The sequence below is a fragment of the Candidatus Pelagibacter sp. Uisw_137 genome, assembly GCF_047720245.1.
GTDB lineage: Bacteria > Pseudomonadota > Alphaproteobacteria > Pelagibacterales > Pelagibacteraceae > Pelagibacter.
The window spans coordinates 935,695-948,001 of the sequence record NZ_CP159811.1; the positions used below are offsets into that span (position 1 = coordinate 935,695).

The following is a 12,307-nucleotide window of genomic DNA, read 5'->3' on the forward strand; positions in this document are numbered from 1 at the left end:
AGAACTTAATCTCTTTCCAGAGTTAATATGTTACGGTCCTTTTGCCTGAGAGATTCCTGGGTGGTTGCTCCTTCGGCGCTACGATTGTTTGTAGTCTCTCCCGTATATAAGAATAATCTACCAGATATGTAACAGAGTCAATTAATAATTTTTTCTTTTTTATTTGAAAAAAGTAGTGAGTAAAATTGCAATAATACAGCAAAAAGAATTACTCCTCCTCCAATTAAAGTAAATAAAGAAGGTCGTTCAGCTGCAAATAAAAAGGCCCACATTGGCCCCAACACAGATTCAGATAACATGATTATACCAACCATTGCAGATGGTGTGCTACGTGCACCCATAGTTATAAATATAAAACCAAATCCTACTTGGAAAAAACCTGCTGTAAAACCTAAAAATATATCATGTGAAGAAATCATAAGCTTCTCAGATAATAAAAATCCAATAAAGCATGAACTCACACCAGCTATAAATTGAGCTGGCACCATGTCAACTGTAGGAAATTTTCTAACAATTATAATTAAGACTGCAAATGTAATCGGCATGCTAAAAGCAGCTAAGTTTCCAGACATCTCTCCTGGTGATAAAGAATTACCTACCATTAATAGAACACCCGTAATTGCTAAAATAATTGAAGCTAAGGTAATAGATGAAATTGTTTCTTTTAAAAATAAATAACCAAATATTGCTAAAAAGAGTATTTGTGTCGAAATAATAAAATTAGTATTGGCAACTGTTGTATTATACATCGCAAAGACGTACCCACAAAAACCAAATGATAAAATAACTCCACCAAAAAGTCCTGGTAAACCTAAATCATAAAACGCTTTAAATAATTTTTTTTTATAAGTAATTACTAAAAAAAGTAAGACTGTAAGCGAGAAAAATAAAGATCTCCAAAATAATATTTGCCATAAGGTTGATCCTTCAAATGATTTAACAATCAAGCCTCCAAAGCTTAAGCAGCAAGCTCCCATAAAAACTAATATAGGACCTGGAATTTTATTAATTACATTCATTTAAATATTTATTTGTATCTTCTGTGTATGCTTTAAATATATTCTGAGCTTCTTCAAGACTTACTTCCTTAAAGTTTATTTTTGTTCCAGGAGTTAATTGCCCAACTAAATCAAGATCAGCAGTAATAACTACTCCAATCTTTGGATATCCTCCAACTGTTCCATGATCAGATAACATTATTATTGGATTACCATCAGCTGGTACCTGAATAACTCCTCTTACTAAGCCTTCTGATTTGATATTGGTGTTTTCTATATTTTCTAATTTTGGACCTTTTAATCTTATTCCCATTCTATCAACAAGGTTTGTGATTAAAAAATCTTCATTAAAAAATTTATCTATTGCATCCTTAGAAAAATAGTCAAAATTTGTACCTTTAATAATTCTAATGATATTATCAGTGGAATAATCATAATTTATTTTTTTGTTTATTGCACTTTTGACATCAATTTTTTTAATAGAAATTTTATCGTTTATTGAATATTTTTTTCCATTATTTGGTCCAATATTTGCTTTAGTATTTATGGAATAACTGCCCCAGGTTTTTTCTAGATCAAAGCCACCATTAACAGCTAAATATCCATACGTAGAATTTTTGGTTGATATTATATCTATTTGATCCTCTTCATCTAAAATATAACTTTTGTAACACTCACCATCTTCAACCTCTAAATTCTTTCTAATAATCTTAAAAAAAATATCTCCAGATATTACAAAATTAATTTTTCCATTCTTTAACTTTAAAAGAGGGCCTTGGTATGCAAACTCTAATACAGGCTCATCTAATTGATTTTCAACTAGTCTATTTGATAATGTATAATTTCTTTGATCAATTGCTCCACTTACTGCAATACCGATATGATATAAATGATTTCTACCTTTGTCTTGAATGGTAGTATTAACTCCTGCCCTTACAATCTCAAAATATGTTTTATTCATTCCAATTTAAATATTCTTCTTTTGTTATTTGGTAAAAACTTACTTTATCACCTGGATTAACTAGGGCTGGTTGAGCTAAATTTTTATCATCAAAAATTTTCTTTGGGGTATTACCAATAATATTCCAACCGCCAGGGCTTTCAAAAGTATAAATATTTGCAAATTGTTCTGTTATTCCTACCGATCCTTTAGGCATCTTTAACCTCGGTGTTTCTAATCGATCACATCTAATATTTTCATTAAGATCTCCTAAAAAAGGCATTCCAGCAATAAAACCAGTCATATAACAAAAATATTCTTTGCCAAAATACAGTTCTAATATTTTATCTTTATCTATATTCAATTTTTCAATTAGCCTTAAAAAATCTAATCCATACTCATCGTCACAACAGACTGGAATCTTAATTTTTTGATTATTGTTTTTAATATCTTTATTAATAGTTAAGCCTTCTATAAAATTTTTAATTTTTTTATAGTTGGTTACAGTCAAATCAAAACTAACAATTAATTTATTATAAGAAGGTGTTAAGTTAGTTATTCCTTCGATCTTTTTATCTTTTATTAATTTTGATATATGGTGAAAGTAATCTATGACGCTTGAATTTATTGCTTCATTAACTTCTGAGCCAAAATCGCAATATACTGCTGCATCACCAAGATTTGATATATTTTTAACCATGTCATGTTATACTCCAGACTAAAGAGTATGGAAATTAATATCAATTGTGATTTAGGAGAAAAATCTAAGTTTCATTCTATCAAGAATGATCCAGAATTACTTAATATTGTAAACTCTGCTAACATTGCATGTGGCTACCATGCAGGTGATGAAAAAACAATGGAGACAGTTATTCAGATTTCAAAAAAAAATGGTGTTAGTTTAGGTGCCCATCCATCATTTAATGACCCTGAAAACTTTGGAAGAAAAAGAATGAATTTAAGTTCCTTAGAAATAAAAAAACTAATTTTCGACCAATATGAAATATTACAAAAAATTGCTCAAAAATATAATGAAAATGTTACTCATATTAAACCACATGGGGCTCTTAATAACATGGCTTGTGAAGACCTGGAATTAGCCACAACTCTAGCAGTGGCAATAAAAGAGCTTAATAAAGATATTATTTATCTGGTACCAACCGGTTCGCAAATGGAAGTTGCTGCTAAGAAAAATGGTTTGAAAATAGCTTGTGAAATTTTTGCAGATAGAAATTATGAAGATAATGGAAATTTAATTTCTAGAAGTAAACCAAACGCTTTAATCACTGACCCTGAATTAGCAAAAAACCATGTGTTGAGCATGGTTAAAAATCAGGCAATAAATTGTCTCAGTGGTAAACAGATACCTTGTGAGATTGACTCGGTTTGTATACATGGTGATAATGAAGGCTCATTGGCAACTGCAAAATCTATCAGAGATAATTTGGTTGATAATGGCTTAGAACTAAAACCTTTAAATAAAATGGATAAATTTAATTAAAATATGAAAAAACTTATTTATACTTTACTAATAATTATAGCACTTACTAATAATTCATTTTCAGCTGGAAGTAGCAGTGATAACGATTCTACTCCTAAAGTTTCAGACTACACAAAAGCAAAAAATTTAATTAAAGCTGCCAAAAAATATGAAAAAAAAGGAAAAACTAAAAAAGCACAAAAAAAATATACAAAAGCACAAAAGCTTCTTTTAAAATCTAATAAGCAAAAACCACTACAGGCAAATACTTTAAATTATTTAGGTTTTACTACTAGAAAACTTGGAGATTATGAGGGAGGTGAAGAATTTTACTTACAAGGCCTAAAAATTGAGCCCAATCATAATGGAATAAATGAATACCTTGGTGAGCTTTACGTGGCTACTAATAGAATTGGTATGGCTAAAGAAAGATTAGAAGTTTTAAAAACTTGTAATTGTAAAGAATACGAGGAATTAAAAGAAATTATCGATGGAACAAAGCAGTCTAAATATTAAACATTGAATAAAAAATAATTATTTAATATTATAAAAAAATCTTGATCGAAGAATTCATAATTTTAACCCAAATTATTTTTATAGATATCATCTTAGCTGCTGATAACGCTATTATTATTGGATTAATTGCCGCTAACTTTGTACCAAAAAATAGAAAGCAAATAATTCTCTGGGGTGTTGCTGGAGCTTTAGTTTTTAAAGTTATTTTTGCACTTTTTGCTACTTATTTATTTGAATTTTATTATATTAAAATTTTAGGTGGTTTTCTTTTGATTTGGATTGTTAACGATTTAAGAAAAGATTTAGTTGAAATGAAAAATAAGATTAAATCACCAGTAACAAAATCTACGGAACCTTCTTTTGCAAAGAGTATTTATAAAGTTTTGTTTGCAGATATTACGATAAGCTTTGATAATGTTATTGGAGTAGTTGGTGCTGCAAAAGGTTATTTTGGTTTTATGATATTTGGACTTGTTTTATCAGTTGTATTAACTGGTGCTTTAGCCACCTATCTGGCTAATTATATTCAAAAGAATTTATGGATTGCTTATCTGGGTTTAGGGTTTATCTTAATAGTTGCCCTTCAATTAATTATTGGGGGATTAAATGATTATGGTGTTTTATCAATTAATGAAACTTTTAAAAGATATTTCTAATTAATTTCAAAAATTTTTCCGTATCCAAGTACTGGCTTTTTATTTCCAACCAAATTTAGAGCATCCCAAATTAATGTTTGGTTGCTTGATAAAATTATCTTTTTCATTTTTTTTTCAAGCTTATCAATAATTGATAAGACTGGCAATCCAGTACACGATACAAATAATGCACCACTATCTTCTAGATCTATTTTGGATAAAACTTCAAATAAATAATTTTCGTCTACTTTTCCAATATCCAAATCAGATGCAATATCAAAATATGTTAAAGAATTAACGCTAATATTTTCTTTTTTAAAATAATTAACTACAGAATCATTTATTGTTTTTGTATAAGGGGTAAAAATAGATATCTTTTTTATATCAAATTTTTTTAAAGCTTTAATTGTAGATGTTATGGGTGTTGTAACTTTTGCATCTGGTTTTGCTAAATTTATCTTTGACCTTATTGCTTCATATCCTACGGCAACTGTTCCTGAGGTACATCCATACGCAACACATTCCATCTTTTGATTGGGCAAAATTTCTTTTGTAACATCAGTAATGTCATCTGCCATTTTGGCTAATGTTTCATTGGTTAGAGGATTGTAACAATGTATCCGATTAACATAGAGATCTATATCTTTTCCATAGATCACATTATTAAAGTCTTTTTCAATTCTAAAATCACTACCTAGAGTTATAAGACCAATTCTTGGGTTGGACTTAGAGATAAATTTTGGCTCAACTTTATTTAATTTCATAAAACACCTTTAATATTTTGATTAAATATATATTAAGAAATTTAGGCTTTATTTTATATAATTTCATAACTTTCTTATAATTATTTATAGATATATATATATTGATTTAGAGGCCTAATTAAAATAAAAACATATTATTAAATATGAACCCACTAAAAATTTACTTATGTGACCTAACTCACGAAACTGTTATTTTAGTTTCGGATACTATACCTCTAAATATAGGATATATTGGAGCTTACTCAAAAAAAATACATGGCGATAAAATAGAACTTTCTCTTTTTAAATATGCAGAAAAAGCAATTGAAGCAATTAAAAAGGATCCACCTGATGTTTTGGCTCTTAGTAACTATTCATGGAACAGTCTTCTTTCAGAAAGAGTTGCTGAAATCGCAAAATCAATAAATCCAAAAATAATAACCATACAAGGTGGACCAAATTTTCCCCATGCCTCTGAACTACAACTAGAATTTTTAAAAAAAAGACCAAGCACTAACTTTCATGTAATGTTTGAAGGTGAAGCCTCATTTTCAAATATTATAGATAGAGTTTTAAAAGATAGAAATAATGAGCAAGAATTATTTGATGAACCTATTAATGGCTCTGTATTTATTCATCCAAATAAAGAAAAAGGTTTAATTAAAGGCACCAAATCTCAAGAAAGAATTAAATTTCTTGACGATATTCCTTCACCTTATCTTAATGGAATGTTGGATGAGTTTTTTGACGGTCGATTATCACCATTTATTGAAACTAATCGTGGCTGTCCTTTTAGATGTTCTTTCTGTCATACTGGAAATGATTACTTCCAAAAAGTTCATATGTTTTCAATGGAAAGAATCAGGGAAGAGTTTGAATATATGGCAGTGAGAGCTGCTGAACAAAAAAATACAATTTTGCACTTAGCAGATGTTAATTTTGGGATGTTTCCTCGTGATCGTGAGGTTACCCAAATTATTATAGAAATGAGAGAAAAATATAATTGGCCTTCTTCAATTTGTGGCTCTACAGGAAAAAATAACAAAGAAAGAATAATTGATATCACCTCTGTTTTAGGTGATCTTTTTTCAGTTTCAATGTCAACTCAATCAATGGATGATAAAGTTTTAGAAAATATTAATAGATCAAATATTAAACTTGATCACTTTACAGAAATCAACAAACATCTTAAAAAAGCTGGCAGGGCGACAACTGGAGAATTAATTATGAATCTTCCAGGTGAAACAAAAGAGAGTTTTTTGAAAGGAGCTCTTGAAGTTATTGACTCAGGTGTTCAAAGAGTAACAGTTTACACTCTTATGATGCTTTACGGTACAGAATTTAAAGATCCTGGATATCGTTCAAAATTTGATATGAAGGGAAAATATAGAATTATTCCTTTAAACTGTGGAGAGTATGGTGATGAAAAAATTTTTGATTACGAAGAAGTTTGTATTGAAAATAAAGATATGGCTTTTGAAGACTATCTATACTTAAGAAGATTTGCACTAATGACAGAAGTTATATTTAATAATTCAATTTTTGAATTATATTTCAAGTATGCTTCATCTGAAAGCATAAAAAAATCAGAATTTATATTGGCGTGCATAGAAAATATCCAAACTGCTCCAAAAACAATACTTAAACTATTTGAAGATTTTAATAGAGAAACAAGAGAGGAGCTATGGGATTCTGAAGAAGAAATGGTCAAATTTTATAAAAAAGATGAAAACTACAAAAAATTAGTATCTGGTGATGCTGGTGGAAATTTAATGTACAAATATAAATCACTTAATCTGGTCCATGCAATGCCTGAGTGGATGGAATATTTAACAAAAGTATTAAAAAAATGTATAGCTAAAGAGAATTCGAATCTTTCTAAGGGAGAATTAAAAATTAAAGGTCATGAGATAAATGTATTAGCAAATTATCATAAAAATAAAACTTGGAAATTTCTTGAAGATACAACAGACGAAACTTTAAAAATGAAAAGTGATTATAACTTTGTGTCTTGGTTGGATGCTCCAGAAACTACGCCTTTGAGTAATTTTAAGGCTAATTCTCAAATAGACTATTTCTTTCAACTAACTGATAGACAAAAAGAAGAAAAACAAGACATGTTTAGAAGATATGGATCTGATATTAATGCTCTTTCAAAAATTGTGGTACGTATTAAACCAGAAAACTGGTTAAGAAGTGTGGGTACTGACGAAACGTACGTAAAAGATAAAATGGATACTAAGAGAAACCAAGCTAGATACTCGCTAAGTAATTAATTACCCACCAAATCAATAATTACTAATATATAAATTTATTTTATCTAATTTCAACACTTTTTTTAAATATTTATAGCTAATAAAATAACCTTGTCTGGGTCTTCTTGAAGTAATAAAAGAATTAAAAATTAGTAAATTCATTACAAAGTGCTACAAAATAAAAATTAAAAAATGAATATAAAACACTCAATAGAATCTATCTTTTTATTTAGAAAAAAAATTTTTAAAACAATTTTTTATGAAATTTTATATAGATATAGCTATCCAAAAAGTAACCATTTTTTTAAACCACCAGATAATTACCCAGCACCATATTATTTTATTTATAAAATTAGTAAATTTATCAATAGTAAAAAAATTTATGGCATTGTTGATCTTGGTTGTGGTAGCGGAAGGTTAACTAATTTTTTAAGTGATAAAACGGATGCAAAAATTTATGGTTATGAAATTGATAAAGGGTCATATCAAATAGCTGATCTAAACAAAAATCATGCCGTAAAAATTGTTAATGATAATATATTGAATATCAATTTTGAATTGCTAGATGCGGAATGTTTTATATTTAACGGACCACTATATAAGTCTGAACATCGTGCTGATTTTGAAGTATTAATAAATAAAATTCATGAAAGTATGAAAAAAAAGAAAAAAAAATATTATATTATAGGTATAAATTTAGATGAAGATAAAAGACATAAGGCTGAAGATAGAAATTACATATTTCATAAAGAAAATTTATTGAAAGTGGTTGTGGCTGGTCCAAATAAAAGAATCAAATTCTTTGAATATCCATCTAACAGTCAATAAATTAAGGAAAATACTTAAATAACAATAAAATTTACTGCTTCTAATGATAAAATCTTCTTTAAAATCTGTGATTAATGTTTAGTATTAAATTATGAGAGTATTATTTTACTATCGTGGTAGTGAGCATATCGGTCTAGAAAGTATAATGTCCTATATTCAAAGCAAAGGACATTTAGTTGAACTTATCTATGAACCAGCTCTTGGTGACAATGGATATGTAGATATCCCGTGGTTAAATAATTTTTTTTATAATGATGAGTTGGTAGTAAATAAAGCCCTTCGTTTTAAACCTGATATAATTTGTTTTAGCGCTATTACTAACCTTTATTTGCCAATAAAAAATCTCGCTAAACAGTTTAAAAAATTAATGCCTAATGTACCAATTATTGTTGGTGGAATTCACCCAACCTCATTACCAGAAGAAACAATTAAAGAAGAATGCTTTGATATGATCTGTTTAGGTGAAGGTGAGGGAGCTTTAGAAGATCTACTTCAAAGAATGAGAGAGAAAAAATCTTACACAGACATTAAAAACTTATGGGTAAAAGATTCAACTGGACATGTACACAAAAATGTTAAACGACCCATAATTAAACCATTGGAAAGTTTACCAATGCCAGATAAATCGTTTTTTGCTAGATACGGTGCTTTAACTTCTAGAATAATGATAATGACAACAAGAGGCTGTCCTTTTGCGTGCACTTTTTGTGTTAATAGTTTTCGTAATCAAGCTTATTCAGGAGAAGTTTATTTAAGACAGCGAACAGTCGAAAACGTAATTGCTGACTTAGTGGAAATTAAAAAAACATATAAACCAAAGAAATTTAGGTTTGAAGATGATGTTTTTGCATTTAATCAAAAATGGCTGGATGAATTTAAAGTTGAATATAAAGAAAAAATTGGTTTACCTTTTCATTGCTATGTCACCCCATCAACTGCAAAAGATTCAATTCTAAAAGGCTTAGCAGAGGCTGGATGTGAGTCAGTTTCAATGGGTATTCAGTCAGGCAGTGAACACATTAGAATAAAATTGCTTCATAGAAGACACTCTGATGAGCTTATTATTGCTGCAGCACAAAGAATTAAAAAATATGGCTTAAAACTCCAAGCAGAATATATTTTTGGTTTTCCAACAGAAACCCCTGAAGAGATGTGGAAATCTTATGAGCTTAATGATAAGTTAGATGCTTATAACACAGCTTCGTTTATTTTTTATCCTTACCCAAAAACTGCTTTAGCAGAATATAGTGTTGAGAATGGATATTTAACTAAAGAGAATTATGATAAAGTTAAAGAGGGTTACGGCTCATACCATACAAGTTGTTGGTTAGATCTACCTTACAAAGATGAAGTTTATAAATATAACGCAATGTTACCACTTTGGAATGTAACACCGAAATGGTTAAAGCCAGTATTAAAGAAAATATTAAAAATGAAATATAGCTGGATTCATAAAACTATATACACACTTACATTTCCATTGATTGATTTTGATGAATTTATTGTAAGAATAAAAGAAATGCCCCACATGATTATGCAGACACGTAGAGCATTAAAAAATGATTTTTGGGATGAAGATTATGTTGATGCTGGATTTAAAGAGATAGAATCTGATATAATTAAAACGAATGAAAATGCAAAAATAGCAGATATAAAAGCCCCTGAAAATTTAATACCTGACCATGTTATTGCCAAGCAAAAACTTGAAAAAGAAATAAAAGATAAAAGAAGAAAAGCACATTTCTTTCATGGTAGAATAAAATTCGATAAAGCAAATTAACCCATTAAATATTAGTAATTTAACTTCAGCGATTTTAAAATAAATAATTATAATGGTAATAAATTTTAATTTAATTGATAGAGAAGGCAAAAAAATTTCTATTGAAGCTGAAAAAGGAACAACTATTAGAGAGGCTGTAATGGATAAGCTTGCTCCTGGAAACTTTGGTTTATGTGGGGGAGCTAACATTTGTGCCACATGCCATGTATACGTTGATGAAGAATATTTTCCAAAGCTTAAAGCCCCTACAGAAGATGAGATAGAGACGATGGAAACGAACGATATTGATCAAACTGAATTTTCAAGACTCAGTTGCCAAATTGAATTACATGAAGAAATCAAAGATATTACCGTTACAATGGAACAGTCAAAAAGACGTGTATTTTAGATACTTTATTTAAAAAATTAAAATAGCAAAAATCATAATTTTTTAGTTATAATTTTTTCAGAAATTTTTTTTACTTAGAAAACAATTTTAACCCCTTCAACTGTCTGAAACCAGCTATATCGAGGAAACTATTAGGATCCTTATTTGAAAAAGGGATATAGTGGGTTTAAAAAACAATCAAAAACCCAATCTATTTAAAGTCCTACTTAATTATTGCTTTAGATATGCGATTATTAAACTAGCAACAAACTAGCAACAATCCTGGATTTGAGGTAGGATTGTTTAAGATTAAGAAAAGATAGATACACAACTCGTCGTTTTACTTGGGTTTAAAAGGTACTTAGAGGTTTACGAAAGTGGGATTGGTCGCCCCTAAATACCAAACTCCTATCTTACTTTAACATTCCCTGACACTACTTATTCCTATCTAATTTAACACTTCGTTTAATAATTGTTCTAAAGATTAAGGACTATTAATGAAACGACTTATACATAAACCTACCTGGCTTCCTCCAAAACTTTTTCTAAATATAGCTGTAAAGATTAGATTATTATATGAAAGACATAGAGCAAAAAAAGAAATTTGATTGATAAAATACAAAATAATGTGGATAAAAAAATTTTTGATTATATAAATTTAATTAAATATGAATTTTTAATATGGAAAAAAAAGTTAAAAAAAATATAGTAAATTTATCTAAAAATTTGTTTCCTGTTAAGAAATGCCCAATTTGTCAAAATAAAAAATTTTCTAAACAAGGTAGGGTTAATGGAGTCCATCTAGATCTTAAAAATTTATGTGATTTACTAAAATGCAAAAATTGCAAACACTTATTTTTGTCAAAAATGCCAAATAATGCTTTTTTAAAGAAACTACACAGAGATGGCTCACCTTATGTTTTTGATCATAAATTTGTTGAACATGTAAATAAAAAATTTAAATTTGATAATTATACTTTTAATCACTGGATCTATAAAAAAATGAAAAATGAAAAAAAAGGGAGTTATTTGGAAGTTGGTCCTGGAAAATGTGCATTATTAAAAACGTTTAAGAAAAATGGATGGAAGTGCGAAGGTTTTGAATTAGCTGACTGGATAAAAAAAGATGATTTAGTTTTTAATGTAAAGAAAATTAAAAAAGGAAATAAAGAAATTTTAGTTTTTAATGATGTTTTGGAGCATACACCTGATCCATTATTTTTGTTAAAAAAATTTAGTAAATTTCAAAATGCAGGAGATAGGTTATTTTTATCTTATCCAAATGCAAGCTCATTTAAAGCAAAAATTTTAAAATCAAATTGGTCTATGGTTGCCCCACTAGCACATTTAAATTTTTTTTCAATTGAGTCAACTAAAATTTTACTACAAAAAAATGGATATTATCCCTTGGTTATAAGAGAAACTTCCACTGTAGTATTTAAAAAACTTTTAAGAAATATATTAAGGTTGCCGTTAACTATAACTGTAGATTTATTAAATTTAAGATTCATTAATGCATTAAATAGAATTAATGAAACCTTTATAAATATACTAGATCTAATTAAAGGTGATCAAATGCAAGTAATTGGAGTAAAAAAATAACTCTTTAAATTATTTGAGCTTCTTTAGCTTTATCCGATCGATTGTATTTTTTTCTTTTTTCTATTTTTTTATTTCAGCACATTCTTGTGAGCAGTATTTTTGCCTACCATGAGTTGGAGTAAATTTCTTCTTACACTGTGAACAAATCATAATCCTAAGTTAC

The 12,307-nt window shown here is 28.3% G+C and carries 12 protein-coding genes and 1 riboswitch; of the genes, 8 read left to right on the forward strand and 4 right to left on the reverse strand.

Features of this window, described 5'->3' with window-relative positions:
- Positions 1-23 precede the first annotated feature (23 nt).
- Positions 24-113, reverse strand: a riboswitch (glycine riboswitch).
- A 24-nt stretch (positions 114-137) separates the two neighbouring features.
- Genes ABXT61_RS05085 through ABXT61_RS05095 form a run of 3 tightly spaced genes read right to left on the reverse strand, consistent with a single transcriptional unit; the run spans position 138 to position 2,638 of the window.
- A complete protein-coding gene (locus tag ABXT61_RS05085) occupies positions 138-1,019 on the reverse strand; it encodes a DMT family transporter (protein WP_415314709.1) in 882 nt (293 codons plus the stop codon).
- A complete protein-coding gene (locus tag ABXT61_RS05090; protein ID WP_415314711.1) occupies positions 1,006-1,959 on the reverse strand; it encodes a biotin-dependent carboxyltransferase family protein in 954 nt (317 codons plus the stop codon). The genes ABXT61_RS05085 and ABXT61_RS05090 overlap by 14 nt, the downstream gene beginning before the upstream one ends.
- Positions 1,952-2,638: an allophanate hydrolase subunit 1 gene (locus ABXT61_RS05095; protein WP_415314712.1), complete on the reverse strand. Its 687-nt coding sequence runs from the start codon at positions 2,636-2,638 to the stop codon at positions 1,952-1,954. Before ABXT61_RS05095 ends, ABXT61_RS05090 begins: the two co-directional genes overlap by 8 nt.
- Before the next feature lie 27 nt (positions 2,639-2,665).
- On the opposite strand from ABXT61_RS05095, the gene ABXT61_RS05100 reads away from it, so the two are divergent.
- Genes ABXT61_RS05100 through ABXT61_RS05110 form a run of 3 tightly spaced genes read left to right on the forward strand, consistent with a single transcriptional unit; the run spans position 2,666 to position 4,590 of the window.
- Complete coding sequence (locus ABXT61_RS05100; RefSeq protein WP_415314713.1) at positions 2,666-3,439, forward strand: 5-oxoprolinase subunit PxpA; 774 nt, start codon at positions 2,666-2,668, stop codon at positions 3,437-3,439.
- A gap of 3 nt (positions 3,440-3,442) precedes the next feature.
- Positions 3,443-3,934, forward strand: coding sequence for a tetratricopeptide repeat protein (locus ABXT61_RS05105; RefSeq protein WP_415314714.1), 492 nt, complete (start codon positions 3,443-3,445; stop codon positions 3,932-3,934).
- Positions 3,935-3,975: 41 nt separating this feature from the next.
- Positions 3,976-4,590 (forward strand): YjbE family putative metal transport protein, encoded by a 615-nt coding sequence (locus tag ABXT61_RS05110; RefSeq protein WP_415314716.1) that lies wholly within the window; start codon positions 3,976-3,978, stop codon positions 4,588-4,590.
- Here the strand turns inward: ABXT61_RS05110 and ABXT61_RS05115 are convergent.
- Positions 4,587-5,333: a racemase gene (locus tag ABXT61_RS05115; RefSeq protein WP_415314717.1), complete on the reverse strand. Its 747-nt coding sequence runs from the start codon at positions 5,331-5,333 to the stop codon at positions 4,587-4,589. The genes ABXT61_RS05110 and ABXT61_RS05115 overlap by 4 nt on opposite strands.
- Before the next feature lie 143 nt (positions 5,334-5,476).
- On the opposite strand from ABXT61_RS05115, the gene ABXT61_RS05120 reads away from it, so the two are divergent.
- The 5 genes from ABXT61_RS05120 to ABXT61_RS05140 all read left to right on the forward strand — a co-directional run bounded on the left by ABXT61_RS05120 (position 5,477) and on the right by ABXT61_RS05140 (position 12,144).
- Positions 5,477-7,588, forward strand: coding sequence for a B12-binding domain-containing radical SAM protein (locus ABXT61_RS05120; RefSeq protein ID WP_415314718.1), 2,112 nt, complete (start codon positions 5,477-5,479; stop codon positions 7,586-7,588).
- Between the two features lie 171 nt (positions 7,589-7,759).
- Entirely contained in the window at positions 7,760-8,395 is a 636-nt protein-coding gene (locus ABXT61_RS05125) for a class I SAM-dependent methyltransferase (RefSeq protein ID WP_415314719.1), read from the forward strand.
- Positions 8,396-8,486: 91 nt separating this feature from the next.
- Complete coding sequence (locus ABXT61_RS05130) at positions 8,487-10,175, forward strand: B12-binding domain-containing radical SAM protein (RefSeq protein ID WP_415314721.1); 1,689 nt, start codon at positions 8,487-8,489, stop codon at positions 10,173-10,175.
- Positions 10,176-10,227: 52 nt separating this feature from the next.
- Positions 10,228-10,563, forward strand: coding sequence for a 2Fe-2S iron-sulfur cluster-binding protein (locus tag ABXT61_RS05135; RefSeq protein WP_415314723.1), 336 nt, complete (start codon positions 10,228-10,230; stop codon positions 10,561-10,563).
- A gap of 660 nt (positions 10,564-11,223) precedes the next feature.
- Complete coding sequence (locus tag ABXT61_RS05140; protein WP_415314724.1) at positions 11,224-12,144, forward strand: methyltransferase domain-containing protein; 921 nt, start codon at positions 11,224-11,226, stop codon at positions 12,142-12,144.
- The last annotated feature ends 163 nt before the right edge of the window (positions 12,145-12,307 follow it).